The following is a 26,800-nucleotide window of genomic DNA, read 5'->3' as shown; positions in this document are numbered from 1 at the left end:
CAGTTCGTCGATAGCGTCGAGGTTCCGGTCGGCCTGGGCGAGCCGGCGACGACGGTGGTCGCTCCGGCCATCGCCAACGCCATCTTCCGCGCCGTCGGCGTGCGCCTGCGGCACATCCCGATCACGCCGGCCGCCGTGCTGAAGGCGTTGTCGGGGAGGACCTGATCCCTCGCCGCCCGCGCCTACCGGCCCATCGCCGCCCGCGCCGCGGCCAGGCGCTGGATCGCCGCGTCGAGCGTCTCGTCGGTCTTGGCGAAGCACAGCCTGACCACGTTCGTCACCGGATTGTCCGCGAAGAAGGCCGAGACCGGGATGGCCGCGACGCCGAACTCGGCCACGCAGCGTTCGCAGAAGGCCACGTCGTCGAGGACGATTCCGGAAGCGGTCAGGTCCACATTCAGGAAATAGGTCCCTTGGCTCTCCAGCACCACGTAGCCCGCCGCGCGCAGGCCGGCGGTCAGGCGGTCGCGCGAGCGCTGCAGGGCGGCCGGCATGGCGTCGAACCAGGCGCGGTGGTTGTCGAGGCCCCAGGCTACCCCGGCCTGCAGGTTGGGCGGGGTGGTGAAGGTCAGGAATTGATGGGCGGAGGCCAGGGCCCGCGTCAGGGCGGGAGCCGCGCACAGGAAGCCGACCTTCCAGCCGGTCATGCCGAAGAGCTTGCCCGCCGAGCCGATCTTGACCGTGCGCTCGCGCATGCCGGGGAAGGTCATCAGCGGCCGGTGGCGGCGGTCGTCGAACACCACGGCCTCCCAAACCTCGTCGCAGACGGCGAGGACGTCGTGGCGCACGCAGAACTCGGCCAGCAGGACCAGGTCCTCGTCGGGGGCGACGGTTCCGGCCGGATTGAGGGGGCTGTTGAGCACCACCATCCGCGTGCGGTCGGAAAAGGCCGCCTCCAGCATCGCCCGGTCGAAGCGCCATTCTGGCGGGGAGAGGCGGACCAGCCTGGGAACTCCGCCCGCTCGCCGCACCAGCGGCAGGTAGGCGTCATACAGCGGCTGGAACAGCACGACCTCGTCGCCGGGCGAGATCAGCGACAGGAACGCCGCCGCCAGGGCCTCGGTCGCGCCGGAGGTGACGGTGATCTCGGTCTCGGGGTCAAGGGAAAGGCCGTGGGCGCGCTGGTAATGACCGGCGACGGCGGCGCGCAACTCGGGCAGGCCGCGCATCGGCGGGTACTGGTTGGAGCCCTCGATCAGCGCCCGGGCGGCGGCCTCGCGGACGGGCAGGGGGCCCTGGTCGTCGGGAAAACCCTGGCCCAGGTTGATCGCGCCGTGCCGGCGCGAGAGGCCGCTCATGCGCTCGAAGATCGTGGTCGGCAGGTTGTCGAAGACGGGATGAACCATGGGGCTTGCTAGCATAGATCCTCCCCCGCATCGCGGGGGAGCATCTCCCGTTCCCTACCCGACCATCGCCTCGTCATCGGCTCCGCCCTCATCCCGCCGCATCTGGCGCGCCAGGTTGGACATCAGGAAGCTGGGGATGTCGCCGACCGGCATCGGACGGCCATACAGGAAGCCCTGGAAGGTGTCGCAGCGCATCTCGGCCAGCAGCCGCGCCTGGTCGGGCGTCTCGACGCCCTCGGCGGTGACCTCCAGGTTCAGGGTCTGGCCCAGCAGGGCGATGGTGCGCAGGATATCGGCGATGGCCGTGTTGTCCTGCATCTCGGCCACGAACGAGCGGTCGATCTTGATCTTGTCGAACGGGAACCGCCACAGATAGGCCAGGCTGGAATAGCCGGTGCCGAAGTCGTCCATGGCGATCTTGACGCCCATCTCCTTCAGCTGCGCCAGCTGGCCCAGGGTCTTGACGCTGTCCTGCAGCAGGAGGCCCTCGGTGATCTCCAGCTCCAGACGCGCGGGATGCAGGCCGGAGGTCTTCAGCGCCTTGCGCACCTGGGCCACCAGGTTTCCGGAGGCGAACTGGTGGGGCGACAGGTTCACGGCCACCGACAGATGCGGCGGCCAGGTCGCGGCCGTGTGGCAAGCCTGGTGCAGGACCCACTCGCCGATCTTGCCGATCAGGCCCCATTGCTCGGCGCACTCGACGAAGTCGGTGGGCGCCACCAGGCCCCGGCGGGGATGCTGCCAGCGCAGCAGCGCCTCGAAGCCGGTGATCTGGTTCTCGCGACGGCCGATCAGCGGCTGGAAGAACAGCTTCAGCTCGTCCTTGGCCAGGGCGTCGCGCAGGTCGAGCTCCAGCTCGCGGCGCTGCTGGACCCAGAGGTCCATGGCGGTCTCGAAGAAGCGATAGGCGCCGCGGCCGTCGCCCTTGGCCTGGTAGAGGGCGAGGTCGGCGTTCTTCAGCAGGCCGTCGGGGTCGTCGGCGTGCAGAGGGGCCTCGGCGATACCGATGCTGGCGCCGATCAGCACGTGGTGGCCGCGCACGTCATAGGGCTCGGACAGGCTGGTGACGATATCGCGGGCCAGCTCGCCCAAGGCCTCGGCGCCGGGCGAGGGCGCGATGACCACGGCGAACTCGTCGCCGCCGAGGCGCGCCACCAGGCCCCCCTCGCCGATGTGCTCGCCGACGCATTGGCGCAGGCGGCCGGAGGCCTGGATCAGCAGATCATCGCCGATCGGGTGGCCCAGGCTGTCGTTGACGCCCTTGAAGTGGTCGAGATCCAGGCACAGCACCGCGCAGCCAGCGCCGCGCGGCTCGCGGTCGGCGCGGCCGTGTTCCGTCCAGGCCTTGCTGAGCGCCTGCAGGAACGACAGGCGGTTGGGCAGCTGGGTCAGCACGTCGTAGTGGGCCAGGCGCGAGATGCGGGCCTGGTCCTCGCGGGCCTGGGTGATGTCGGCGCCGACGCCGCGGAAGCCGACGAAGCGGCCGTCCAGGTCGTGGACCGGTTTGGCCGACAGCGACCACCAGTGGGTCTGGTCGCCCACCTCGATCGAGACGACCATGTCGCGGAAGGTCTTCTGTTCGGCGAACAGGCCCGAGAGGGCGGCGACCGGGCCGGCGGGGCCCTCGGCCGCGCCGCACAGGTCCGACATCGGGCTGCCGATCAGGGCGGCGCGGTCCAGGCCGGCGGCCGCGGCCATGCGGTCGGAGACGTAGGTCAGGGCGCCGGCGGCGTCGACCTCCCACAGCCAGTCGCTGGCGCCTTCCTCGAAGTCCGACAGCAGCAGGCTGACCACCTGGCGCTGGGTCTCCAGCTCCTCGCTGGCGACCAGGCGCTCGACGAACACCTTGGCGTGGGCCAGGCAGGAGACGATCACCACCAGGTGACAGAAGATCAGCAGGCCCCCCAGGGCGTAGAGGATCGGCTCTCCGGTGGAGGCCAGCATGATCAGCGAGCCGGCGACCATCGGGGCCGAATAGGCGATCGCGGCGGGCGGCAGGGCCAGCAGGGCGAAACCGCCGCAGCCGATCATGCCGGCGATGACCGAGGCGACCAGCATCGGCAGGGTCCCCGAGCCGGAGCCGAAAGTGGCCACGGGCAGCACGCCCCACAGTACGCCCAGCAGGCCGGCCTGCAGGATGATCCGGTTGACCCCTTGGGCCGAGACGGTGGTCTTGCCGCCCTTGGTGCGCCACGCCGACAGCCAGCCGCGCAGGCCCAGCAGCGCATAGGCGCCGACGGCCACGGCCCAGACGGTCAGGAACAGGCGGTGCGGACCGGCCATGCCGGCGACGGCCACCAGCAAGGCGATGACCAGGTTGGCGCCCATCATCACGGGCGTCATCCGCAGGATGCTCTGGACCTGTTCCATCCGCACCCGACCCGCCATGGACTCAGGAACCGAGGGCGACATGCGGGCGGCGATCGCGGTCGCGACGCGGCTGAGAAGCGATCTGGCGACGGCGCGCAAGACGCGATCTCCTTGGTCTACCGGAAGCGAAATCCCCCGCCGTGGAACCTTCGACGGCGCGGGTAAATTCACGGTTAAGCTGTGTGCGTTCGGTCACATACCGGCGGAAACGAAAAAGGCCGCCGTCCTTGCGAACGGCGGCCCCAGATTTCGGCGCGAGGGAGACTAGTCTTCCTTGACGCGCTTCTTGCGGAACGAGGGGTTCAGCGTCTGCTTGCGCAGGCGGATGTTCTTGGGCGTGACCTCGACCAGCTCATCGTCCTCGATATAGGCGATGGCCTGTTCCAGGGTCATCTTGCGCGGCGGGGTCAGGCGGATCGACTCGTCCTTGCCCGAGGCGCGGACGTTGGTCAGCTGCTTGGCCTTCATGGGATTGACGTCCATGTCGTCCTGGCGGCTGTTTTCGCCGATGATCATGCCCTGGTAGGTCTTCTCGCCCGCGCCGACGAACATCACGCCGCGCTCTTCCAGGTTCCACAGCGCATAGGCGGCGGTTTCACCGTCCGAGTTCGAGACGAGCACGCCCTTGCGCTGCTGGTCGATCGGGCCCTTGTGCGGCTCGTAGTGGCTGAACACGCGGTTCAGCACGCCCGAACCGCGGGTGTCGGTCAGGAACTCGCCCTGATAACCGATCAGCGAGCGCGACGGCGACAGCAGGGTGATGCGGGTCTTGCCCGCGCCCGACGGACCCATGTCCTTCAGCTCGGCCTTACGGGCCGACAGCTTTTCGATGACGATGCCGGTGAACTCGTCGTCCACGTCGATCATCACGTCTTCCATCGGCTCCAGGCGCTGGCCGTTCTCGCCGGTCTGATAGACCACGCGCGGACGGCTGATCGACACCTCGAAGCCCTCGCGGCGCATGTTTTCGATCAGAACGCCCAGCTGCAGTTCGCCGCGGCCGGCGACCTCATAGGCGTCCTTTTCCGAGGTCTCGGTGACGCGGATGGCCACGTTCGACTCGGCTTCCTTCAGCAGGCGGTCGCGGATGACGCGCGACTGGACCTTGTCGCCTTCGCGACCGGCCAGCGGGCTGTCGTTGACCGAGACGGTCATCGAGATGGTCGGCGGGTCGATCGGTTGCGCGGGGAGCGCGTCGGTCACTTCCATGGCGCAGAGCGTGTCGGCCACGGTGGCCTTGCTCATGCCGGCGATAGCGACGATGTCGCCGGCCTCGGCGCCTTCGTCGACCGGCTGGCGCTTCAGGCCGCGGAAGGCCAGCACCTTGGTGATGCGGCCGCGCTCGATCTCGTTGCCGTTACGGTCCAGGGCGTGGATGGCCATGCCGGGGACGGCCTTGCCGCTCTCGATGCGGCCGGTCAGCAGGCGGCCCAGGAACGGGTCGCTTTCGATCAGCACGTTCAGCATCTGGAACGGCTTGTCCTTGTTCTCGGCGACCTTGGGCGGCGGAACGTGACGGACGATCAGGTCGAACAGCGGGGCCAGGGTGTCGCTGGGCTGGTTCAGGTCCAGCGTGGCCCAGCCGGCGCGGCCCGAGGCGTAGATGTGCGGGAAGTCCAGCTGCTCATCCGTGGCGCCGATGGCCGCGAACAGGTCGAAGGCTTCGTTGTGCACGCGGTCCGGATCGGCGTGGGCGCGGTCGACCTTGTTGATGCAGAGGATCGGGCGCAGGCCCATCTTCAGCGCCTTGGTCAGCACGAACTTGGTCTGCGGCATGACGCCTTCCTCGGCGTCGACCAGCAGGACGCAACCGTCCACCATGCCCAGGATCCGCTCGACCTCGCCGCCGAAGTCGGCGTGGCCGGGGGTGTCGATGATGTTGATGCGGGTCTCGCCCGCCTCACCGTTCCACAGGACGCTGGTGCACTTGGCCAGGATGGTGATCCCGCGCTCGCGCTCCTGGTCGTTGGAGTCCATCGCCCGTTCGGTCGTGGCTTCGTTGGCGCGGAACACGCCGGACTGGGCCAGCAGCTGGTCGACGAGGGTGGTCTTGCCATGATCGACGTGCGCGATGATGGCGATATTTCGCATGTTCATGGGAACGGACGGACTTTCGGGGATTTGGGCGAGAAGAATAGGAGATGACGCTCTACGCGTCAGGCGCGCGGCTTTTACGCGACTGCGCTCGATTTATCCACCCCCACCCCTATGAAACACTTGTCGCAGGAAACCGGTGTCATCATCAAAGCCTTGCCAGACCTGGCTTTGCGACACGTTCTTGTCGGAGACGGTTTCAAATGCAACAAATTGTGCAGCGCAACATGATCAAAAATTGCGCACCACAAAGCAACGACCTTGCGTAACCCTTACGGCATAAAGGCTTGCTTCAATCCCCTTTAGAAAAATCGACATTGCTGTCCACTTTTCCGCTTGCCCAATTTTGCGCCGCACCCTATAAACAATCCTGTGAGGCGGCGCTGCCGCTTCTGCCCTTCCTGGGCGTTTCCTCCCTAATGAACTGGCCCGGTGGTTTCACCGGGCTTTTTTTTGGCCCGAACGGCGGCGCGTGTCCTTGATCGATGACAACGCGGGACAAGCGGCGGGGTTCTGGGGCGTATGAAACCCTCTCCTTGAGAGGGGGAGGGGCCCGCACCGCGGGCGTGGGAGGGTGAGAGGTTATGGACTTACCCGGCTTGAGCGCTTAGGCCCGCCCCGAATCCGCGATACTGAGCCCATTTCCCGAAAGCTCTGATTTGAGAATCCCGAGGTTCGCCCGCCAGCGGCGAAACCTCTCACCCTCCCATGCTTCGCATGGGCCCCTCCCTCTCTCAAAGAGAGAGGGTTTCCGGACGCTACTTCAGCTCACTAACATCCAGCGCGGCCAGCGCCCGGGTCAGGGTCTCGGCGTCGGCGGTCACGCGCGCCAGGCCGTCGGTCGGCTCGCGGGTTTCCTCGTCCATATAGAGAGAGCGGTTGATCTCGATCTGCAGGGCGTGGGTGCGCTTGGCCGGGCGGCCGTAGTGCTCGGTGGTGTAGCCGCCGGCATAGGGGGCGTTGCGGGCGACGCGGTAGCCCATGGCCTCCAGCTCACGCTCGACCAGGCTTGTCAGCTTCGGCGAACAGGCCGCGCCGAAGCGGTCGCCCAGCACGATGTCGCACGTCCCGCCGCCACGGGCCTTCTGGCCGCGCGCCGCCGCCGCCGGCATCGAATGCCAGTCGATCAGGATCGCCGCGCCGTGCGCCGCCCGCGCCGCCGCCAGCTGGCGGTCCAGAGCGTCGTGATAGGGGCGGTGGGCCAGCTCGACGCGATCCCGCGCCTCGGCGAAGGTCAGCTTGCGCGCGTAGATCGGCCGTCCCTCGCCGGCGATGCGGGGGATCGTGCCCAGGCCCGCGGCGACCCGAGCCGAGCGCCCGTGGGCGTAGTCGGGCAGGGTCTCGTCGAACATGGCCGGGTCCAGCTCCCACGGCTCGCGGTTCAGGTCGACATAGGCGCGGGCGAAACGGGCCCGGACCACGGCCGCGCCCAGGCGCGGCGCGCCGGCGACGATGCGGTCGACAAAGGCGTCCTCGGAAGCGCGCAGCGTCTCCACTGGCAGGCGGGCGGCGGCGACCATGTCGGGCGGATAGACCCCGCCCGAGTGCGGCGAGGCGAAGACCAGGGCCGTCGGCGGCGGCGAGCCGGCCGGGGCCGCGCGCAGCACTTCGAACGCCGGGCCGTCGAAGGTCTCCAACGGCGCGGTTTCCGGCTGGTCGGTCGCGATCGGCCGCATGACGCTCATGGCCCATCATCGAAGCCGCCGCGCCCGGGGTCAAAGCCAAACTTGTCGAACATCAAGCCGACGGGAGATCCGTCCACAGCCGCGACGTTTAGGTTCATCCCCGATTTACGCAGAACGCGATAAGGTGCGCCTTCAAGCGAAGACTTCTTTACTCCGGAAACGTGACCTCATGGCCCGCATCCTCCTCGCCGAAGACGATGATTCCCTCCGCGGCTTCCTGGCCCGCGCCCTGGAGCGCGCCGGCTTCGAAGTCCAGGCCTGCGCCGATGGCGAGGAAGCCGTCCAGCATCTGGACCACCCCTGGGACTTGCTGCTGACCGACATTGTCATGCCTGGCATGGACGGCATCGAGGTGGCGCGTCAGGCCGCCGCCCGCGATCCGGCCCTGCGCATCATGTTCATCACCGGCTTCGCCGCCGTCGCCCTTTCGGCCCAGGACCGCGCGCCGGCTGGCGCCAAGGTGCTGTCCAAGCCCGTCCACCTGCGCGACCTCGTCGCCGAGGTGGAGAAGATGATGGCCGCCTAGAAGGGCTCCAAAAAGTTTTGAACGGCGGCTTGCGCGCCGGCCAAGCCGCCGCTATACCCCCACACCTTCCCGGCCGGGACGCCTTACGAGGCGCTTCGGATCGCTTCGGCGGACGCGTAGCTCAGCGGGAGAGCACTACGTTGACATCGTAGGGGTCACAGGTTCAATCCCTGTCGCGTCCACCATCTCTCCTTACCCTTAAAAATCAAAGCGTTAAGCCGATTTCGCGTGTCGCGTTCCGGTGCGGTTCCGAGGGGCTCACCCGTTCCTTCGCTTGGATCTGGCGCGGCTCTAGGGCTGGCGCTTCGCTTCCTCCCAGGCTAGCAGACCGCCATGATCCGCCTCGACAATATCTCCAAGCAGAACGGCCACCAGATCCTGTTCATCGAAGCCTCGATGGGCGTCCAGAAGGGTGAGAAGGTCGGGCTGGTCGGCCCGAACGGCGCTGGCAAGACGACGCTGTTCCGCATGATCACCGGCCAGGAGCAGCCCGACGACGGCCTGGTCACGATCGATCCCGGCATGACGATCGGCTATTTCAGCCAGGATGTCGGGGAAATGTCGGGCCAGAGCGCGGTCGCCGCGGTGATGGACGGCGTCGGGCCCGTCAGCGCCCTCGCCGCCGAGATGGCCACGCTCGAAGCGGCCATGGTCGATCCGGAGCAGGCCGACCAGTTGGACGCCGTCATGGAGCGCTATGGCGAGGTGCTGGAGCGCTTTCAGGAACTGGACGGCTATGCGCTTGAGGCCCGGGCGCGCGAGGTGCTGGCGGGTCTCAGCTTCAGCCAGGAGCGCATGGACGGCGACGTCGGCCTGCTATCCGGCGGCTGGAAGATGCGCGTGGCGCTGGCCCGCATCCTCTTGATGCGGCCCGACGGCATGCTGCTGGACGAACCCAGCAACCACCTCGATCTGGAAAGCCTGATCTGGCTCGAGGCCTTCCTTAAGAACTACGACGGCGCGCTGCTGATGACCTCGCACGACCGCGCCTTCATGAACCGCATCATCGGCAAGGTGGTCGAGATCGACGCCGGCCAGTTGATCACCTATTCGGGCGACCTCGACTTCTATGACCAGCAGCGGGCGCTCAGCGAGGCGCAGCGCCAGGCGCAGTACGAGCGACAGCAGGCCATGCTGGCCAAGGAAATCAAGTTCATCGAGAAGTTCAAGGCGCGCGCTTCGCACGCCGCCCAGGTCCAGAGCCGGGTCAAGAAGCTCGACAAGATCGAACGTGTCGAGGCGCCGCGCCGTCGCCAGTCGGTCCAGTTCGAGTTCCAGAGCCCGCCGCGCTCGGGCGAGGACGTGATCAGCCTGCGCGGCGTCCACAAGGGCTATGGCGACCGGCCGATCTATGAGGGCCTGGATTTCCTGGTCCGCCGCAAGGAGCGCTGGTGCGTGCTCGGCGCCAACGGCGCGGGCAAGTCGACGTTGCTGAAGCTGGTGGCCGGCGACACCAAGCCCGACCAGGGCGCGGTCCACATCGGGGCCAGCGTCAGGATGGGCTATTTCGCCCAGCATTCCATGGACCTGCTGGACGGCGAGGAGACGATCTTCGAGTCCTTGGAGCGCTCGTTCCCGCAAGCGGGGCAGGGCGCCCTGCGCACCTTGGCGGGATGCTTCGGCTTCTCGGGCGACGATGTCGAAAAGCCCTGCCGTGTCCTGTCCGGCGGCGAGAAGGCGCGCCTGGTCATGGCCAAGATGCTGTTCGATCCGCCGAACCTCCTGGTGCTGGACGAGCCGACCAACCACCTCGACATGGTGACCAAGGAAATGTTGGTCGCGGCCCTGGCGGACTTCGAGGGCACGATGCTGTTCGTCTCGCACGACCGCCACTTCCTGGGGGCCCTGTCGAACCGCGTGCTGGAGCTGACGCCCGAGGGTGTTCATCAGTACGGCGGCGGCTACACGGAATATGTCGAGCGCACCGGCCAGGAAGCGCCGGGGCTTCACCCGGGCGGGTAGCGTCGGACGACCCTGGCGAGATCGTCCAGGGTCGGCGCCGCCAATGGGTCTTCGGACGTCGAGACGCCCGGTTCGGCGGTGGGCGACACGCTCGCCGACCATTCGCCGGCCAGCTGGCGACGCAGGTCCAGCACGCGCACGCGCGCGCCGCCGGGATGGGTCGCGGCCAGGCGCCTGGCCTCGCGTTCGGCTTGGCCGCCCGTCTCGAAAAACAGGACCTCGCCGGTGTCGCAGAGCTTGACGCACCAGCCCCTATCGAACGGCGAGACCTCGAAAACGCAGGTCATCGTCGCCTCCTACTCGGCCGCGTAGACCAAAGGGTGCGCGTGGGCCCAAAGGTGCGCGCGATAGGTCTCGAAGCATTGCTCGCCGCAGATCAGGCGCATGACCGCGCCTTCGGCGATGAACCGCGCCCGCGACGGGTCTTCCGACACCAGTGGGACCAGGGCCTCGGTGTTCCAGGCCTTGGAGTGCTCGATGTCGAGTTGGGCGTGCAGCGCGAAATATTTGCGGGCCTCCGGGGCGACGCCGACGCGCTTGAGGCCAGCGTCGACGCAGGCCACGCGGGTCGGGGCCGTCAGCTCCACCACGCCCAAGGCGCCGACCGAATGCCAGACATAGCGGCGGGTCGTGGCGAAGGCGGTCATGGTGTTGGCCAGGCAGAGCGACTGCCAAAGGGTGGTGTCGATGCTTGGCGTGAGACCGAGGGTTCGCGTCGTCCGCGACAGCATCGGCCCATGCATGCCGCGCGCGCCGCCGCGGCCCATCTCGTCCCAGTAGTTGCGCGCCAGCTCGAGCTTGGCGCGGTCGGGAAGCTTGACCTGCGTCATGGCCACCAGGTCGTCGAAGCCCGCTTCGCCAGCCGCTTCCTGGGTCAGGAACCACTTGAGATCCTCCATCGAGGCCTGGCCTTCCAGCCAGTCGAACAACGGATCCCACTGACCGGGGCCATGGTCCTTCAGCGCTTCGAACCAGGCGATGAAGCCGTCGGGGTCGGCGGGGACGCTCTCGACGAGCGGCGCCACATGGCGACGGAATGCTTCGATGAACGCGCCTTCGATCCGGCGCATCCGGATCTCTCTATCAAGCTCCTCCGACCACCCTTCGGAAGGCGCGCTCGGAGAGAGGCGGACGTGGTTCCAATGGGCCAAGCCTTTGTGCAAGGCGTCGGCGTCCGGGAATTGGGGGCTGAACGCGCCCAGATGCGAAAGTTGCTCGCCACCGTACACAGCGTCACTCCGGGAGGATTAAGGGTCAGGATCGTTAAGGCGAGGGCCGCTCTTGCGAGCGGCCCTCCAGATCAGCGCTCGGCGCCGCCATCGCCCGTGCGGCCGGGACGGATGTCGCCGTTGCCGCCGGTCATGCCGCCTTGTTCGTCTAGGCCGCCTTCGTCCAGGCCGCCTCGCTCGGCGCCTTGGACGTCCTCGTTCTGGCGACGGTCGGCCTGCTGGTTTTGCTGGTCCGTCTGAGCTTGTTGAGGATCTTGTCGTTGCTGCTGGGGCTGACGGTTTTCGCCCTGCTGGTTCTGCTGCCCGGCTTGCGGGCGCTGGGCGTCATCGGGCTGCTGTTGCAGGCCGGAATTGTCTCGGTTGTCGTTCATGGTCGTTCACTTCCCATCTTGTTCAGGCCGCGCCGGCGACGTGGCGAGAAGGCAAACGGCGGATGTCGGCCTAGCGTTCCTCTGTCGGAAACGCGACACCCGTGTCGGCTAAATATTTGACTTTGCTGTGGGAACTGGTCGGGGCCAAGGGCGCTAGCGGACGTCGCGGCGCCTCACGACGCTGATCTTTCCGCCCGCCTCCAGGGTGGCCAGGCGCACGTCCTCGATGGCCTCCACCTGCTCCATGCGCAAGCCTTCCTCGAGATCGGCCTGGCTGATGGCGTGACGCCGCATGGCCGGGCGGTCGACGATCCCGTCCTGCACGAGTCTGACGGGCGCGCCCTTGAACAGTTGGGTCAGAGCGCTCCAGCGCAGGGTGGCCATGGCGATCAGCCGGTGCAGAACGACGACAACCAGCGTGGCCGCCAGGCCGCCGAAAAACGGGGCCTTGCCAGTCATGGCGCGGCTGAGGTTCGAGCCGACGATGATCGCCACGATGATGTCCAGCGGGGTGATCTGGGAAAAGGTGCGTCGACCGGCGATGCGGATACAGACAACGCCGAACAGGAACAGGATGACCGCACGGGCGCAAAGCTGGGCGACGGTGGCGTCGCCCGTGTCGGGACCGATCAGGATACGGAGGGTCTCCATGGTCGGTCGAACGCGAATGAGAGGGTTTGGGTTCTGACGGCCGTCAGTCGCCAATCCAGTCTTCAAGCGTCAGATCGCCCGTCGCATCGGTGCGGGCCCCCATGCTGTTGCGCATCATTTCCAGCGCCCACGTCGCGCGTTGGGGATCGTCGCTGGCGACGGCGTCGTGTGGCGTCCATACGCCGTACTCGCGCATATAGGCGTCGGCGGCGGTGAACAGCACGCAGATGTCGGTGGCGACGCCGGTGAGGACCAGGCGATCGACGCCAAGCTGCGGCAGGAGCACCTGCAGGTTGGTCGCGTAGAAGCCCGAGAAACGTGGCTTGATGACGAAGAAATCCCGCGAGCGCGGCGCGAGGCGCTTGACGATCTCGCGGCCTGGCGAGCCTCGACGCATGACGTGTTCGATGATCGCCGAGCGTTCGGCGCGCCAGTGGCCGAAGTTGTCATTCACATAGATCGTCGGAACGCCAAGGCGGTCGGCCTCGGCGCGCAGGCCCACGATACGATCGGCGACCGCCTCGCAGGCCGCGATCAGGGGCTCGGCGCCGGGAAAATCCAGGTCGTTGATCATGTCTATGACCAGCAGGCCGACCCCGCTCGGCGCGGGTCCGGCGATCTTGGCGGCGTCTTCGGTCGGCGTGTTCATGTGCGCCAAACGCGCGACCGAAGGCGGAGGTTCGCGAACCTTCCCCAGGCCCCGGAGTTGAGCAGGTCTCCGACGCACGAGGAAGAGGCGATGCCCGAGCTCATCAGTCCGCCGCCGGTCTCGGGAGAGGACGGCCAGAATCTCCCGGCCTATGTCAGCAACGGCCTCATTGGCCTGCGCGTGCGCGGCCAGCCGCTGCGGGCGGGCATGGCCCTGGTCAGCGGCTATGTCGGAGAGGACCCCGAGCGCCGGATCGAGGCGGCGGCGCCCGCGCCGTATCCCCTGGCTGGCGACATCGCGATCGACGGCGCCTGGCTGTCGGACCTGGGCCATCAGGTCAGCGCGCTGGAGCAGGCCTACGACTTCTCCTGCGGCGAGTTGACCAGCCGCTTCGTTTTCGCCGTGGGCGAGCGTCGGGTGACCTGCTCGGTCCTGACCTTCGCCAGCCGCGAGGATCCGACCCTGGTCTGCCAGGAGGTCACCCTGAGCGTCGATGCCGCCTGCGACCTTCAGGTGCGGGCCGGTGTCGCCACCGCGGGGGTCCTGGGGCGGGCGCTGCGCTTCTGGCGCGATACGCCCGGCGAAGCCCAGCCGAGTACGGACGGGGCCATGCTTTGGGAGTCGGCTGGCGGACTCAGCCGCCTGGGTCTGGCCTATGTGTCGGAAATGTCCGGCGGCGCCGCAGGAGAGGTGGAGCCCGGACGACCCGCGCTGGACGCCTCGGGCCTCATCACCACCTATGGCTTTCGCGCGCGCGCTGGCCAGACCTATCGCCTGCGCCAGATCACCAGCCTGGCGCCCAGCGCCCTCCACACGCGGCCCGACGAACAGGCCGGGCGAATGGCGGCCAAGGCGCGTCACGACGGCTTTTCAGCGATCCGCGCCGAGAACCAGGCGGCCTGGGCCGAGATCTGGAAGGGACGCATCAGGCTGGTCGGCGCCGAACCGCGCTGGCAGGCCCTGGCGGACGCGGCGTTCTTCTATCTGAACAGCTCGGTCCACGCCTCGTCGTGCGCGTCGACCTCCATCTTCGGCCTCGCGACCTGGCACGACTATCACTACTACTATGGCCACGTGATGTGGGACATCGAGGCCTTCGCGGTTCCGGTCCTGACCCTTGTCCAGCCGCGGGCCGCCGCCGCCCTCCTGGACTATCGCTTCCGCAATCTCGAGGGGGCTCGCGCCAACGCCAAGCTGATGGGGCGGGCCGGCGCGCAGTTTCCATGGGAGAGTTCGCCCGCCCGAGGCGAAGAGTGCGCCCCCTTGCCGGGAACGGCGGCTTGGCACGAGGATCACGGGTCCCTGGACGTCGCGCGAGCCTTCGCCCTCTATGGCGAGGTCACGGGGCAGGGGGAGTTCCGGCTCAACAAGGCCTGGCCGGTGCTGTCGGGGGTCGCCGACTGGATCGTCTCCCGCGTCCATCGCACCGCGGGCGGGTATGAAATCCGCGCCTCGATGGGCATCGCCGAACGCGCGGAACCGGTCGACAACGCCGCCTTCAGCAACATGGCCGCCGTGGTCGTGCTCCAGGACGCGATCCGCCTGGGCGAGCGCCTTGATCGGCAGGTCGACCCGCGCTGGCGTCAGATCGCCGCCAACATGGCCATTCCCCGGCGCGGCCCGGTCGTCGTCTCCCACGACGGCTATCGCAAGGTCGAGGAAAAGGGCGCGACGCCGGATCCCCTGATGGGAATCTGGCCGTTCGGCTTCGCCTTGCCGCCGGACGAGGAGCAGGCGACGCTGCGGTTCTATCTCGACCAGGCCGACCGCTATCTGGGCAGTCCGATGCTGTCGGCGCTCTACGGCGCCTGGGCGGCGCGCGCGGGCGATCGGAATCTCGCGCTGACGCTGCTCGACGAGGGATACGCCAAGTTCGAGAGCGGACGATTTGGCCAGATCCTCGAATACCGGCCCGACCGTTTTCCGGAGCAGCCGCGCGCGGGCCCGTTCTTCGCCAACATGGGCGGCTTTCTCAGCGCGCTGCTGATGGGCTTCCCGCGTCTCGAGCCGAGCGACGGCGCGCCGGAGAGCTGGGCGTGCGCGCCCGTCGTCCTGCCGGCCGGCTGGGAGGCCATCGAAATCGATCGGCTCTGGGTGCGCGGCCAGCCCATGCGCCTGAGCGCATGCCACGGCCAAACGGCGAGCCTTACGCCGCTGGAGGAGAACCGCCCGTGAACACTACGCCCATGCCTGGCTGACTCGCGGACGTGGCGGTCGGCCACGAGTGGCGCACGGGGCGGGATCAACGAGCGACAAGGGCGCGCGAGATCAGATTGCGTTGGATTTCGCTGGTTCCCGAATAGATCGTGTTCGCCCGGCTGGCTAAGTACCGCGCGCTGGCCTCGCATCCGATCGCGGCGGGGCTGGATTGGCCGTCTTCCTCGAAGGGCCAGTGTCTGATCGCCCCGTAGGGGCCGGCGACCTCCAGCCCAAGTTCGGCGATCCTTTGGCGTAGCTCGCTCCCCACCAGCTTGAGCAGCGAAGGGGCCAGGTCGTCGCCAGGCCTTGGCCGCCCTCCCGGTAGCAGGCGCATTTCGAGTTGCTCGAAGGCCTGGAGGTCGATCGCCAGCGCCGCCAGACGCGGCGCGAACTCCGGCGTATCGGCGAAGGCGCGAACCTGTTGCAGGGCGCGCCGGACGGCCGCCGCGGGCGTGTTGTTCGAGCGCGCCAATTGCATCAACCGCTTGGCCACGGCCCAGCCCTCGCCCTCGGCGCCGACGCGATTGGCCAGTGGCACGGGAGTGTCGTCGAAGAAGACCTGGTTGAATTCGTGCTCGCCGGACAAGCCGGGGATCGGAACCACCGACACGCCGGGACTGTCCATGTCGACGAGAAGGAAGGTCAGGCCGTCGCGCCCGGCGCCCTCCGCCCCCGTGCGCATCAGCGCGAACATGCGGTTGGCCAAGTGCGCGCCGGTCGTCCAGATCTTGCCGCCGTTCAGGCGATAGCGCGTGCCCGCCCGATCGGCCCGGCTCCGGATCGCAGCCAGATCCGACCCCGCGGCGGGCTCGGAAAAGCCCTGGCACCAAAGGTCGTCGCCCGAGAGTATGGCGGGCAGATAGCGCTGACGCTGGGCCTCGGACCCGGCCTCGATCAACAGGGGGCCCAGGCTGCGGACGCCCGCGGCGAACAGCGCCGGCGCGTCGTTGAGGACGCATTCCCGGTCGAATAGAAAGCGCTGGAGAGGGCTCCAGCCGGCTCCGCCATGGGCCTTGGGCCAGCTCGGCGCGGCCCAGCCCCGGGCTTGAAGCCGGCGCTGCCAGATCCTTCCCGCCGCGATGTCGGAAAACAGGCCCACGGTCCTGCGCCCCGCCGCGCGCAGATCCGTCGTGAGGTTTTCCGCCAGGAAGGCGCGAACCTCCGCCAGGAAGGCGGCCTCGGCCATCGCTTGTGGACCGTCGCTCGTCATCGCTCTGTCGCCGTTGCGGCGTCGAGCCTAGATGATCGGCCGCCGCGTTGGCCTTGATCTCGTTCAAATCCGCGTCGTCGGCCGGCGTCGACGGTTTCTTGTCGGGGCGCAACGAGCGCCCGGCGCGGGCCTCTAGGCTGGGCTCCCTCTGAACAAGGAGCTCCCCATGAACCAAGCTGATTCTCCGTCATCAGGCGGCGCCCCGATCCTGGCGGCCTATCCCTTCGACGCCCGAGGGGTCGCCAAGCGCTTTCGCCACGCGGCCATCTTCGGCGCCCTGGCCACGCTCGAGCCGGGTGAAGCGATGCGGTTCGTAAATGACCACGACCCGATCCCCCTGCTTCGGCAGATGCGGGAGCGCTTCGGTGAGGTCATCGCCATCGAGTACCGGGAAAGGGGCGCCGACGGGGTCGTCATCGACTTCGTCATGATGGGCTGAGCCAACCGCCGCGTGCGCCGGCTTGGTGATCCCGGGGCGGATGATCCCCCTGTGGAGCTTGGCGCCGCGGCCCCCAACCCGATCTCGGGAGGGGCGGAGAAGCCGGAAGAAGAAGCTTGCTGACGCACAACGACGGATTTCGGCCGGCTTGAGAAAACCCCGCCCTCGCCGCCAGACGGTCGGAAGGTTCCAATGTCGTTCAAAGATCTGAGCATTTCGCGCAAACTGACCGTGGCCTTCGCCCTGGTCATCGGCATGGTCATCGCGGGCAATGGCGTGGTGGCCTTGCAACTGACGCGGCTCGATCAGCTCTCCTCGATGAACGAGTACAGCAAGGGACGGACGGCCGAGCTCGCCGCCGTTCGCTCGGGTCTGGCCGAGGAACAGGCGCTCGCGCGAGGCTATGTGATCAGTGGCGATCCGGCTGTGGAGGCGCGTTATCGTCGACAGGCCGCCGGCGCCGACGCGGCCTTGGCCAGCTTCGCCCGCATGCACAAGGACGCCGCGCAACGGGCGCGCGCCCGGGCGCTGCAGGACCTGGTGGCTCGGTGGCGCGTCGCCCAGGTGGAGCCGGCCCTCGCCGGCGCGGCGCGGCCCGAGGGGCGGAACGAGGCCCTGACCCTGATCGGGCGGGATGCGCCGGCGCGGCTGGACGCCTTGCTCGTTGAACTTGAACAGAACCATCGTCGCATCGCCAGCCAACGGCTGTCGCGCCAGGTGCAGGCTTCCCACACGGCCAAGCTGGCCCTGGCCGCCGGCGCCGCCCTGGCCCTGACCAGCGCCGTGGCGGCGGCGATGCTGCTGACGGGGCTGGTGGCCAAGCCGGTGACGGCGATGGCGGCGGTGATGCGGCGCCTGGCGGGCGGCGACAACGCCGTCGAGATCCCCGCGCTCGGACGCAAGGACGAGGTCGGCGACATGGCCGCCGCGGTCGGCGCCTTCCGCGACGCGGCGATCGAGAAGCTTCGCCTGGAAAGTCTGACCGCCGAGCAGGCCCAGGCCTCGGAAGAGGCTCGCCGCCGTCACGAAGCCAGCCAGGCCGCCGTCGCCCAGGATCAGCGCCTCGTCGTCACCGACCTTGCCGAGGCCTTGCGGAAGCTCTCGGAAGGCGACCTCTCGCATCGTCTGACCTCGGGCTTTCCACCCGAATACGAGGCGCTGCGCGCCGACTTCAACCAGGCCATCGGCGGCCTGGACCAGGCCATGAGCGTGATCGGCGGCGCGACGTCGAACGTCCGGGCGGGCGCGGCCGACATCAGCCAGGCCGCCGACGACCTCTCGCGGCGCACCGAGCAACAGGCGGCGAGCCTGGAAGAGACCGCCGCGGCCCTCGACCAGATCACGGCCACGGTTCGCAGCACCGCCGAGGGCGCCGGGCGCGCCACCCAGGCCGTCTCGGCGGCCAGGGCCGAGGCCAGCCAATCGGAGAAGGTCGTCGCCGACGCCATCGCCGCCATGGAGCGGATCGAGCGATCGGCGGGCGAGATTGGCCAGATCATCGGGGTGATCGACGAGATCGCTTTCCAGACCAACCTGCTGGCCCTGAACGCCGGCGTCGAGGCGGCTCGGGCGGGCGACAGCGGCAAGGGCTTCGCGGTCGTCGCCCAGGAAGTGCGGGCCCTGGCGCAACGCTCCGCCGAGGCGGCCCGCGACATCAAGACCCTGATCACCGTCTCGACCGGTCAGGTCGAGACCGGCGTGGCGCTGGTCGGGCGCGCGGGACAGGCGCTCGAGCGCATCGCCAGCCAGGTCGCCGAGATCGACGCGGTGGTGCTCTCCATCTCCGCGTCGGCCCAGCAGGAGGCGGCCGGTCTCGCCGAGGTCAACGTGGCGGTCGGCCAGATGGATCACACCACCCAGCAGAACGCGGCGATGGTCGAGCAGACCACCGCCGCCAGCCACAGCCTGGCGCGGGAAATGTCGCAGCTGCAGGTTCTGATCGATCGCTTTCAAACCGGGGAGAGCGTCTCTGGAGCCCGCGACGACGGGGCGTTCCGGCCCGCGACGCGTGCGGCCTAGCTGTTCAAATTCGGAAATCTCTCCTGGGCGACTAATCTTAACCGGACCCGGTGGGATTGAGTTATGGGTGTCGTTAAGCAATTGTTAATGATTTAGTCAAAATAGAATATAAATCCATATAGTTGGAGTTACTTTTGCATCAATTTTATACGTGCGTGAGATTTTAAGATCGATCTAAAATAATTAGAGAGCAAGCGTGCGATGTGACGAAGATCACATTCGTTGTGGATCCTTGCGAAAATTGAAATTTTCCGCTTAATATAGATAACAACGATGGGCGAATGCCCGTTCACTACAGGGAGGGCTTCCCGTGAAGGCCTCGTCGCCATCGGATTCGCTTGCGAATTCGAAGAGAATTCTCGCGCCGGTCATCGCGCCGAGCGGCCGACGCCTTGGCGCTCTCGAGCGCGCCGCGGCGGTGATCGCCGGTCTGACGATTTCCGCGACGGCTGGGCCTGTCCAGGCCACCGACCTGCACTACAACATGCTGTCGCCCAGCTTCGGCGGGACCAATCCCATCGGCTTGCAGATGGCCCAGTTCGATCGCAGCTTGCAGGCCGCGCGCGCCGCGGCGGCGGCGGCGGCGGCCAAGGCGGCGATCCCGCCCGACCCTAACGCCCCGTTCGTCAACGCCATCGTCTCACAGCTCAATGGCCTGGTCGCCCAGTCGATCGCCCAGAAGATCGCCAATTCGGCGCCGGGCACCTCCGGCTCGGTGCATTCGGGCAATGTCACCATCACCTACACAAACTCGGACGGGCAGCTGAGCATCACCATCACCAGCCCGACCGGCTCCACCACCTTGACCGTGCCGTCAGGAAACTGAGGCATGGGGGCGCGGCGGACCGTCTGGGCTAGGCTCGGCGTCGCCACTCTTCTGGCCCTGTCGGGGTGCGCGACGCGGCCTGCCCTGGTCAAGCCGCCCACCGTCATGGCGCGGCAGGAGATTCCCCTGCCGCCCCCGCCGCCCCGCGCCCTGACGGTCGGCGTCTATAGCTGTATCGACACCTCGGGCCAGCGGCGACCCACCCAACTACCCCAGGAGCTGAGCACGGCGGTGCCGATGGACTGCACGCCGTACCTGATCGACGCCGTGCGCTCGCTGCGGCCCGGCTATGTCTATCTGGTCGAACGTCAGCACGTCGACGAACTGCTGCGTGAGCGGCAGCTGGCCACCCTGGCCCTCAACAGCATGCCCGAGCCCGCTGCGGGGGGCGTCCAGGAGCCGGCCGGGTCCCCCGCCGCGGCGCGAAAGCTCTACACCCTGCGCGTCGCCGAGATCCTGCTGGTCGGCCAGGTGGTCGCCTATGATCGCTCGACCCGCGAGATCAAGGCTGGCGCCGCCGTCGGCGCGGTCGGCGCCAGCGGCACGTATGTCACCGATCTCGTCACCTTCAGTCTGCGAGCCGTGGCGGTTCAGACTGGCGAGGTGCTGGGCCAGACCACGGTGACCAAGTCGGTGAACTCGCTGGCCGTCGGCGGCCATATCACCAAGATCTACAGCACCTCGGTGCTCGACCTCGAGGCTGGCGGCTCCGCCAACGAACCGGTGGGCCTGGCCCTCGGTTCGGCCGTGCGCAGCGCCCTCACCCAACTCGTCGACCAGGGCATCCACGATGGCTGGTGGTCATGACGGCAGTCCAGGCAGGGGCTGCCCCGGGGCGATCTGGCCGATCTGGCCGATCGCGCGGCGGATCTGCTTAACGATAGGGAGGACAAACCATGGCGAGGATTTTCGATAGACGATCACGGTTCCTAACGACGACCGCCCTGCTGGCGGCGCTGACGATGACCAGCGGCGCGGCCCTGGCCGCCAACACGCTGAAGATCAACGCCAGCGGGGCGGGCAATTCGGTCAACAGCCTGGCCATTACCCAAGACGCCACCAACCCCAGCAACGTCATCACCGCCAACGGCCTGCCCGGCGGCACGGCCCTGCTGATCCACGGACCCTGGAGCACGGTCAGCATCAACCAGCAGGGCGCCGGCAACGTGCTGAAGGGCGCCTTCACCGACGCCACCACGGGCGGCAGCCTGACGCTGAACTACGGTTCGGCCGCGGCCGGCGGCAACAACACCCACTCGCTGACCATCGGCGCCACGACCGCGCCGGTGGCCCCGACGGTGACGGTCAACGTGGTCAACACCGCCCCGGGGACCACGGCCAACACCATCACCGACGTCCTGGATGGAACTGGCCTGACCTACAATCTGACGGTCAACGGCACCAACAACGCCATCACCAACACCGTGGCCTCGACGAGCGGGAGCGACAGCCTGACCGAAACCTTCACTGGCGACGGCAACACCGTCGTCAACACCCTGGCGGCGTCCGGCGCCATCTCGGTGACCGAGAACGTCACCGGCTCGAACAACACCATCACCAACACCTACTCCGGGGCGACGACGATCACCGGCACGATCACCCTGCTGTCCGACAACAACACCGTGACCAACACCTCGAGCGGGGCGGGCGACAAGACCTTCTCGGTGACCCTGCCGGCGGCCAACGGCAACACCATCAGCAACGCCTTTACCGGAACTGGCGTCCAGACCTCGAACCTCACTGTCACCGGCACGGGGTCCAAGGTCGACTATGGCCTGACCTCCAGCGCCGCCTCGGTGGCCAACGTCACCCTGTCGAACGTCGTCGCGGCGGCGGCGGGGGCCGGCAAGGTGCGGGTCACCCAGTCGGGCGGCGGCGCCACCTCGCTGTCGCTGACCGTCGATGGCGGGGCCTTCACCATGGGTAGCTCGCTGTCGGGCGGAGCAGGCATCCTGATCAGCCAGACCAGCGCCGACTCGATCATGGACATCACCTCAACGCCGGCGGCCAACGGCTACACGATCAGTCTCAGCCAGTAGCCGACCCGATCCATGCGTGATCGGAGACAAGGCGGTAGACGTCCGGTCTGGACGTCTACCGGTTGGGGTCTGGCCGTCTTGGCGACGCCGCTCGTTTTCGCCGCGGTCCCTCTCACGGCCCAGGCCGCCACCCTGGCGGTGTGCCGTCAGATGGACAGCGCCAGCCCGTCGACCACGGCGCTGTTCATCCCCGCCGGCTCGCTGTTTCGCGATACTGGCCGGATCGACGATCCGCTGGCCGCCTTCACCGGCGACCGGTGGCAGCTGCGCCTGGAAACCATCGTCGACGCCACCATCCCGCCGCTGCGCGAATGCGTGCTGGTCTGGGTGCGGATCACCAGCGACTCCTCGGTCAAGTCGGTGTCGCTGGCCGACAACCGCAACCTCGTCTACGCCGGCAACAGCAACCTGCTCGACGCCACCCCGCCGTCGGAGGAGCTGCTGACCCTGGTCGGCCGCGTGCTGGACCAGGTGCCTTGAGCGAGGTTTGGGGGCCGATCGATATTTCAGGACCTCGCCCGCCGCCGTGGATCAGAACGTCAGGGCTCAAGCTGATGACCTCAGATTCCAGGCCCACACGTAGCCTTAAGACTGGCGGGTGCGGTTACCGCGCTCCGCCGCCGATGGGGGGGCAAGGCTTCTCGGCTCCACGAGCCCTGGACGGTCAAGCAATAGATCTTGGACGTCTCGTCAATGACATCGGCCGCCAAGCGCATGGCTTGCAGGGTAGAGGCCGCCGTCATCAAGTCTCTTTCAGCCATTACGTGCATTTTTTCACAGTTGGCGGGCGAAAAAGAAATATTTTTAGACTTAACGCGCTCACTCGTTATGCGTGCAGGCGCCTGCCAATAGGGCGAGGAATGTCCTTTGATCGCGCAAGAAACATCCGATTGCGAAAAAAGGTTAGTTAACGGCCACTGCGAGCGGTTGTTTGTCGAACGCTGATTTAGTAAAGGCTTCCTAAATTTCGGGCAAAAGACCCGCGCACATAGACTGGTGGGGACCACGTGCTGATTGCATCTAATCCGTCAGCGGAACAGCGAATTTGCGCCGTAAACACGTCGCCGGTCGCGGGGGATCCGTTGAAGCGAGCCATGGACATCCTGGTGGCGGGTGGCGCGCTGCTGTTCTTCGCCCCGCTGCTTGTGCTGATCGCGGTCCTCATAAAATTGGAATCGCCCGGCCCGGTGCTGTTCCGTCAAGCGCGCGGCGGGCTGAACGGCCAAGCTTTCACGATTTTCAAGTTCCGCTCGATGCGATGCCTGGAGAACGGTCCGGTCGTGGCCCAGGCCAAGCGGGACGACGATCGCATTACGACGGTGGGGCGGATCATCCGTAAGACCAGCATTGATGAGTTGCCTCAGTTGCTGAACGTGCTGCGGGGCGACATGTCGATCGTCGGGCCTCGCCCGCACGCGCTGGCTCACGACGAGCAGTACGGAGCCGTGATCGCCAACTACCATCTGCGTTTCCGCGCCCGCCCCGGCCTGACCGGTCTGGCCCAGATCAAGGGGCTGCGCGGAGGGACGAGTGAGGTCGAGGCGATGGCCGCGCGGATCGACGCGGACAACGAGTACATCGAGCGTTGGACTCTGGGCGGAGACGTCAGGATCCTGCTCATGACCGTTCCGCATCTCTTGATGGCTGAAAACGCCTACTAAGACCTGAGCGGTATAGGTCATCTGGCGTACTAGCCTAAGAATAGGCCGTAAGAACTGTCATTAGGGGTCATTATCTCGTTTCGCGCGCGTGCGCGGAGCGGTGAACTTTTTTGGAACTTCTCGCCCGCATAGACGGGCAGGAACCTCTCGTGGGGAAAATATGCGCGTAGCGATGATTGGCACGGGTTATGTGGGCCTGGTGTCTGGGGCTTGTTTCGCTGACTTCGGTCACGTGGTGACGTGTATCGACAAGGATCCCAGCAAGATCGAGCGGCTGGAGAAGGGCGAGATTCCGATCTTCGAACCGGGGCTGGACGACCTGGTGGCCCGCAACGTGCGGGAAGGGCGCCTCTTCTTCACCCTGGACGGCGCCCAGGCGATCAAGGACGCTGACGCGGTGTTCATCGCCGTGGGTACGCCCACCCGTCGGGGCGACGGCCATGCCGATCTCTCCTACGTCTATGCCGCGGCCGAGGAAATCGCCGGCCTGATCGACGGCTTCACGGTGGTGGTCACCAAGTCGACCGTGCCGGTCGGCACCGGCGACGAGGTCGAGGCGATCATCAAGAAGGTCCGCCCCGACGCCCAGTTCGCCGTGGTCTCGAACCCCGAGTTCCTGCGCGAAGGCGCGGCGATCGAGGACTTCAAGCGCCCCGACCGGGTCGTTGTCGGGACCGAGGACGAACGCGCCCAGGCGGTGATGCGCGACCTCTACCGGCCGCTGAGCCTCAACGAGACGCCGATCGTCTTCACCGGCCGCCGCACCAGCGAGTTGATCAAGTACGCGGCCAACGCCTTCCTGGCGATGAAGATCACCTTCATCAACGAGATGGCCGACCTCTGCGAGCAGGTCGGCGCGGACGTGCAGTCGGTGGCCAAGGGCATTGGCCTGGACAAGCGGATCGGCTCGAAGTTCCTCAATGCCGGCCCGGGCTACGGCGGCAGCTGCTTCCCCAAGGACACCATCGCCCTGGTCCGCACCGCCCAGCAGTACGGGGCGCCGACCCGGCTGATCGAGACCACGGTCGAGGTCAACGACGCGCGCAAGAAGGCCATGGCCGACAAGGTCGCAAAGGCCATGCAGCTGGAGGACCTCACCGGCAAGACGGTCGGCGTGCTGGGCGTGACCTTCAAGCCCAACACCGACGACATGCGCGACGCCCCCAGCCTCGACATCCTGCCGGCCCTGCAGGCCATGGGCGCCAAGGTCCAGGCCTTCGATCCGGAAGGCGCCAAGGAAGCGGCCCACATGCTCAAGGATGTGGACTTCAAGGCCGGCGCCTATGAGGCCGCCGAGGGCGCCGACGCCCTGGTCATCCTGACCGAATGGGACCAGTTCCGGGCCCTGGACCTGGACCGCGTCAAGCTCCTGATGAAGACGCCGGTCGTCGTCGACCTGCGCAATGTCTACAAGCCCGCCGAGATGGAGCGCCACGGCTTCACCTACGCCTCCATCGGGCGCGGCTGATCATGAGCAAGGCTCCGATCATCGTCACCGGCGCGGCCGGCTTCGTGGGCTACCACGTGGCCGAGCGCCTGCTCGATCGCGGCGAGGCGGTGATCGGGGTCGACAACTTCAACGCCTATTACGATCCGGCGCTGAAGGAAGCCCGGGCGGCGCGTCTGGACGGCCGCCAAGGCTTCAAGATGATCCGCATGGACATCGCGGAGCATGAGGCCTTCGCCGACCTTGTGAAGAGCTCGGGCGCGCGCCAGGTGATCCACTTGGCCGCCCAGGCCGGCGTCCGCTACTCGATCGAGAACCCGTTCGCCTACGAGCGCAGCAACCTGGCCGGTCACCTGTCGGTGCTGGAAGCCTGTCGCCACGCCGGCGTCGAGCATCTGGTCTACGCCAGCTCGTCCAGCGTCTATGGCGACCGGCCGTTGAACGGCGAGGGTTTCAAGGAGACCGATCCGGCCGAGAGCCCGGTGTCGCTGTACGCCGCCACCAAGCGCTCCTGCGAACTGCTGAGCCAGAGCTACGCCAAGCTCTACGGCTTCCCGCAGTCGGGCCTGCGGTTCTTCACCGTCTATGGCCCCTGGGGGCGCCCGGACATGGCCTATTTCGGCTTCACCGAGAAGATGCTGAAGGGCGAGGCCATCGAGGTCTATGGCGAAGGCAAGATGGCCCGCGACTTCACCTACATCGACGACATCGTCGACGGGATCCTCGGCGTGCTGGATCACCCGCCGGCCCAGGGCGGGCACGAAGTCTACAACATCGGCGACAACGATCCGGTCGGCCTGATGGACATGATCACCACGCTGGAGACCGCGCTAGGCGTCGAGGCCAAGAAGGTCTTCCGACCCATGCAGCCCGGCGACGTCACCGCCACCTTCGCCAATATCGACAAGCTCCACGCTCTGTGCGGCTACAAGCCCAAGGTGACATTGGCCGAGGGGCTGGCAAAGTTCGTCGAATGGCATGGTCTAAGGCCTCTAAGCGCGTGAGGCGATGCTGGATTGGGCGCGCAAATCCGCGCGACAAGCATAGACGGAATAAGCTCTTGGAGCTCACGCCGCACTTCATGAAACAGAGCCGATGTTCCACGGCCGCTAGCGGCGGCGTTCGAGGAAATCGGAAGATGGGTGTACCATGCTAGGAAAGCGTATTCTCGTGACCGGCGGTGCGGGCTTCGTTGGGTCCCACCTTTGCGATCGGCTGCTGGCGTCGGGCGCCGAGGTGCTCTGCGTCGACAACTACTATACCGGCTCGCGCCAGAACGTGGCCCAGAACCTGGCCAATCCGCGCTTCGAGCTGCTGCGCCATGACGTGACCATGCCGCTCTATGTCGAGGTCGACCAGATCTACAATCTGGCCTGCCCGGCCAGCCCGGTGCACTACCAGTTCGACCCGGTGCAGACGACCAAGACCAGCGTTCATGGCGCCATCAACATGCTGGGCCTGGCCAAGCGGGTGAAGGCCAAGATCCTGCAGGCCTCGACCTCCGAGGTGTACGGCGATCCCTCGATCCATCCGCAGGTCGAGAGCTATTGGGGCAACGTCAATCCGATCGGCATCCGCTCGTGCTACGACGAGGGCAAGCGCTGCGCCGAGACCCTGTTCTTCGACTACTGGCGCCAGCACCGGCTGCGCATCAAGGTGGCGCGGATCTTCAACACCTATGGCCCGCGCATGCATCCCAACGACGGGCGCGTGGTGTCCAACTTCATCGTCCAGGCGCTCAAGGGCGAGGACATCACCCTGTATGGCGACGGCAACCAGACGCGCTCGTTCTGCTATGTCGACGACCTGGTCGAGGGCCTGATCCGGCTGATGAACACCGGCGACGACGTGACCGGCCCCATCAACCTGGGCAATCCGGTCGAGTTCACGATGAAGCAGCTGGCCGACCTGGTCGTGGAGCTGACCGGGAGCCGCTCGGAACTGGTCCACCGCCCCCTGCCCTCCGACGATCCGCGCCAGCGCCAGCCCGACATCACCCTGGCCAGGCAGCACCTGGACTGGACCCCGACCGCGCCGCTGAAGGTCGGACTGATGAAGACCATCGAGTACTTCGACG

At 67.2% G+C, this 26,800-nt stretch carries 23 protein-coding genes and 1 tRNA gene; 14 read left to right on the top strand and 10 right to left on the bottom strand.

Annotated features, from left to right (window positions below):
- Window positions 1-182: 182 nt before the first annotated feature.
- The 4 genes from VJ655_RS02675 to VJ655_RS02660 form a co-directional block, all read right to left on the bottom strand.
- Window positions 183-1,346, bottom strand: coding sequence for an aminotransferase (locus VJ655_RS02675; RefSeq protein ID WP_324097976.1), 1,164 nt, complete (start codon window positions 1,344-1,346; stop codon window positions 183-185).
- Window positions 1,347-1,400: 54 nt separating this feature from the next.
- Window positions 1,401-3,815 carry a putative bifunctional diguanylate cyclase/phosphodiesterase gene (locus VJ655_RS02670; protein ID WP_324097974.1) on the bottom strand — a complete coding sequence of 805 codons (2,415 nt, stop codon included), beginning with the start codon at window positions 3,813-3,815 and terminating at the stop codon, window positions 1,401-1,403.
- A 165-nt stretch (window positions 3,816-3,980) separates the two neighbouring features.
- Window positions 3,981-5,813, bottom strand: coding sequence for a translational GTPase TypA (typA, locus tag VJ655_RS02665; RefSeq protein WP_324097972.1), 1,833 nt, complete (start codon window positions 5,811-5,813; stop codon window positions 3,981-3,983).
- A gap of 755 nt (window positions 5,814-6,568) precedes the next feature.
- Entirely contained in the window at window positions 6,569-7,495 is a 927-nt protein-coding gene (locus VJ655_RS02660) for an N-formylglutamate amidohydrolase (RefSeq protein ID WP_324097970.1), read from the bottom strand.
- 169 nt (window positions 7,496-7,664) lie between these two features.
- Between VJ655_RS02660 and cpdR the strand changes: the two genes are divergently transcribed.
- From cpdR to VJ655_RS02645, 3 genes are all read left to right on the top strand, one after another.
- Entirely contained in the window at window positions 7,665-8,021 is a 357-nt protein-coding gene (gene cpdR, locus VJ655_RS02655; RefSeq protein ID WP_062144046.1) for a cell cycle two-component system response regulator CpdR, read from the top strand.
- A gap of 110 nt (window positions 8,022-8,131) precedes the next feature.
- A tRNA-Val gene (locus VJ655_RS02650) sits at window positions 8,132-8,206 on the top strand.
- Between the two features lie 148 nt (window positions 8,207-8,354).
- Window positions 8,355-9,983, top strand: coding sequence for an ABC-F family ATP-binding cassette domain-containing protein (locus tag VJ655_RS02645; RefSeq protein ID WP_324097968.1), 1,629 nt, complete (start codon window positions 8,355-8,357; stop codon window positions 9,981-9,983).
- Here VJ655_RS02645 and VJ655_RS02640 read toward each other — a convergent pair.
- From VJ655_RS02640 to VJ655_RS02620, 5 genes are all read right to left on the bottom strand, one after another.
- Window positions 9,968-10,270 carry a hypothetical protein gene (locus VJ655_RS02640; RefSeq protein WP_324097966.1) on the bottom strand — a complete coding sequence of 101 codons (303 nt, stop codon included), beginning with the start codon at window positions 10,268-10,270 and terminating at the stop codon, window positions 9,968-9,970. The two genes, VJ655_RS02645 and VJ655_RS02640, sit on opposite strands and share 16 nt — an antisense overlap.
- Before the next feature lie 9 nt (window positions 10,271-10,279).
- A complete protein-coding gene (locus VJ655_RS02635) occupies window positions 10,280-11,053 on the bottom strand; it encodes an iron-containing redox enzyme family protein (protein WP_324097964.1) in 774 nt (257 codons plus the stop codon).
- A gap of 230 nt (window positions 11,054-11,283) precedes the next feature.
- Entirely contained in the window at window positions 11,284-11,583 is a 300-nt protein-coding gene (locus VJ655_RS02630; RefSeq protein ID WP_324097962.1) for a hypothetical protein, read from the bottom strand.
- A gap of 153 nt (window positions 11,584-11,736) precedes the next feature.
- The gene (locus tag VJ655_RS02625) at window positions 11,737-12,234 is read right to left on the bottom strand and encodes a DUF421 domain-containing protein (RefSeq protein WP_324097960.1); all 498 of its coding nucleotides are present in this window, start codon (window positions 12,232-12,234) and stop codon (window positions 11,737-11,739) included.
- Window positions 12,235-12,277: 43 nt separating this feature from the next.
- The gene (locus VJ655_RS02620) at window positions 12,278-12,883 is read right to left on the bottom strand and encodes an isochorismatase family cysteine hydrolase (protein WP_324097958.1); all 606 of its coding nucleotides are present in this window, start codon (window positions 12,881-12,883) and stop codon (window positions 12,278-12,280) included.
- Between the two features lie 90 nt (window positions 12,884-12,973).
- Here VJ655_RS02620 and VJ655_RS02615 point away from each other — a divergent pair, with 90 nt between their 5' ends.
- Window positions 12,974-15,058, top strand: a complete 2,085-nt coding sequence (locus VJ655_RS02615) for a glycoside hydrolase family 65 protein (protein ID WP_324097956.1) — start codon at window positions 12,974-12,976, stop codon at window positions 15,056-15,058.
- Between the two features lie 67 nt (window positions 15,059-15,125).
- On the opposite strand, the gene VJ655_RS02610 is transcribed toward VJ655_RS02615, so the two are convergent.
- On the bottom strand, window positions 15,126-16,292 hold the full coding sequence (locus VJ655_RS02610) for an acyl-CoA dehydrogenase family protein (protein ID WP_324097954.1): 1,167 nt from the start codon (window positions 16,290-16,292) through the stop codon (window positions 15,126-15,128).
- A 166-nt stretch (window positions 16,293-16,458) separates the two neighbouring features.
- Between VJ655_RS02610 and VJ655_RS02605 the strand changes: the two genes are divergently transcribed.
- The 10 genes from VJ655_RS02605 to VJ655_RS02560 all read left to right on the top strand — a co-directional run.
- Window positions 16,459-16,731 carry a DUF2249 domain-containing protein gene (locus VJ655_RS02605; protein ID WP_324097952.1) on the top strand — a complete coding sequence of 91 codons (273 nt, stop codon included), beginning with the start codon at window positions 16,459-16,461 and terminating at the stop codon, window positions 16,729-16,731.
- A 192-nt stretch (window positions 16,732-16,923) separates the two neighbouring features.
- Window positions 16,924-18,750 (top strand): HAMP domain-containing methyl-accepting chemotaxis protein, encoded by a 1,827-nt coding sequence (locus VJ655_RS02600; RefSeq protein WP_324097950.1) that lies wholly within the window; start codon window positions 16,924-16,926, stop codon window positions 18,748-18,750.
- A 418-nt stretch (window positions 18,751-19,168) separates the two neighbouring features.
- Entirely contained in the window at window positions 19,169-19,576 is a 408-nt protein-coding gene (locus tag VJ655_RS02595; protein ID WP_324097948.1) for a curli assembly protein CsgF, read from the top strand.
- Between the two features lie 3 nt (window positions 19,577-19,579).
- Window positions 19,580-20,383: a CsgG/HfaB family protein gene (locus tag VJ655_RS02590; protein WP_324097946.1), complete on the top strand. Its 804-nt coding sequence runs from the start codon at window positions 19,580-19,582 to the stop codon at window positions 20,381-20,383.
- 89 nt (window positions 20,384-20,472) lie between these two features.
- Window positions 20,473-21,615, top strand: a complete 1,143-nt coding sequence (locus VJ655_RS02585) for a hypothetical protein (protein ID WP_324097944.1) — start codon at window positions 20,473-20,475, stop codon at window positions 21,613-21,615.
- A gap of 78 nt (window positions 21,616-21,693) precedes the next feature.
- Window positions 21,694-22,095 (top strand): hypothetical protein, encoded by a 402-nt coding sequence (locus VJ655_RS02580; RefSeq protein ID WP_324097942.1) that lies wholly within the window; start codon window positions 21,694-21,696, stop codon window positions 22,093-22,095.
- Between the two features lie 527 nt (window positions 22,096-22,622).
- A complete protein-coding gene (locus VJ655_RS02575; protein ID WP_324097940.1) occupies window positions 22,623-23,276 on the top strand; it encodes a sugar transferase in 654 nt (217 codons plus the stop codon).
- Between the two features lie 160 nt (window positions 23,277-23,436).
- The gene (locus VJ655_RS02570) at window positions 23,437-24,744 is read left to right on the top strand and encodes a UDP-glucose/GDP-mannose dehydrogenase family protein (RefSeq protein WP_324097938.1); all 1,308 of its coding nucleotides are present in this window, start codon (window positions 23,437-23,439) and stop codon (window positions 24,742-24,744) included.
- A 2-nt stretch (window positions 24,745-24,746) separates the two neighbouring features.
- Window positions 24,747-25,727 carry an NAD-dependent epimerase/dehydratase family protein gene (locus VJ655_RS02565; protein ID WP_324097936.1) on the top strand — a complete coding sequence of 327 codons (981 nt, stop codon included), beginning with the start codon at window positions 24,747-24,749 and terminating at the stop codon, window positions 25,725-25,727.
- A gap of 145 nt (window positions 25,728-25,872) precedes the next feature.
- Window positions 25,873-26,800, top strand: a 928-nt coding sequence (locus VJ655_RS02560; protein WP_324097934.1) for a UDP-glucuronic acid decarboxylase family protein, incomplete at its 3' end; no start/stop codon positions are given.

Origin of the sequence: Caulobacter sp. (assembly GCF_035254145.1) — a bacterium.
Lineage (GTDB): Bacteria > Pseudomonadota > Alphaproteobacteria > Caulobacterales > Caulobacteraceae > Caulobacter.
This window is presented reverse-complemented; position numbering and strand designations above follow the sequence as displayed.

Bases quoted from the DNA above. Each gene is read 5' to 3' on its own strand.
- VJ655_RS02675 (WP_324097976.1), bottom strand. From the start codon at position 1,346: ATGGTTCATCCCGTCTTCGACAACCTGCCGACCACGATCTTCGAGCGC.
- typA (WP_324097972.1), bottom strand. From the start codon at position 5,813: ATGAACATGCGAAATATCGCCATCATCGCGCACGTCGATCATGGCAAG.
- VJ655_RS02660 (WP_324097970.1), bottom strand. From the start codon at position 7,495: ATGAGCGTCATGCGGCCGATCGCGACCGACCAGCCGGAAACCGCGCCG.
- cpdR (WP_062144046.1), top strand. From the start codon at position 7,665: ATGGCCCGCATCCTCCTCGCCGAAGACGATGATTCCCTCCGCGGCTTC.
- VJ655_RS02645 (WP_324097968.1), top strand. From the start codon at position 8,355: ATGATCCGCCTCGACAATATCTCCAAGCAGAACGGCCACCAGATCCTG.
- VJ655_RS02640 (WP_324097966.1), bottom strand. From the start codon at position 10,270: ATGACCTGCGTTTTCGAGGTCTCGCCGTTCGATAGGGGCTGGTGCGTC.
- VJ655_RS02635 (WP_324097964.1), bottom strand. From the start codon at position 11,053: ATGCGCCGGATCGAAGGCGCGTTCATCGAAGCATTCCGTCGCCATGTG.
- VJ655_RS02630 (WP_324097962.1), bottom strand. From the start codon at position 11,583: ATGAACGACAACCGAGACAATTCCGGCCTGCAACAGCAGCCCGATGAC.
- VJ655_RS02625 (WP_324097960.1), bottom strand. From the start codon at position 12,234: ATGGAGACCCTCCGTATCCTGATCGGTCCCGACACGGGCGACGCCACC.
- VJ655_RS02620 (WP_324097958.1), bottom strand. From the start codon at position 12,883: ATGAACACGCCGACCGAAGACGCCGCCAAGATCGCCGGACCCGCGCCG.
- VJ655_RS02615 (WP_324097956.1), top strand. From the start codon at position 12,974: ATGCCCGAGCTCATCAGTCCGCCGCCGGTCTCGGGAGAGGACGGCCAG.
- VJ655_RS02610 (WP_324097954.1), bottom strand. From the start codon at position 16,292: ATGACGAGCGACGGTCCACAAGCGATGGCCGAGGCCGCCTTCCTGGCG.
- VJ655_RS02605 (WP_324097952.1), top strand. From the start codon at position 16,459: ATGAACCAAGCTGATTCTCCGTCATCAGGCGGCGCCCCGATCCTGGCG.
- VJ655_RS02600 (WP_324097950.1), top strand. From the start codon at position 16,924: ATGTCGTTCAAAGATCTGAGCATTTCGCGCAAACTGACCGTGGCCTTC.
- VJ655_RS02590 (WP_324097946.1), top strand. From the start codon at position 19,580: ATGGGGGCGCGGCGGACCGTCTGGGCTAGGCTCGGCGTCGCCACTCTT.
- VJ655_RS02585 (WP_324097944.1), top strand. From the start codon at position 20,473: ATGGCGAGGATTTTCGATAGACGATCACGGTTCCTAACGACGACCGCC.
- VJ655_RS02570 (WP_324097938.1), top strand. From the start codon at position 23,437: ATGCGCGTAGCGATGATTGGCACGGGTTATGTGGGCCTGGTGTCTGGG.
- VJ655_RS02565 (WP_324097936.1), top strand. From the start codon at position 24,747: ATGAGCAAGGCTCCGATCATCGTCACCGGCGCGGCCGGCTTCGTGGGC.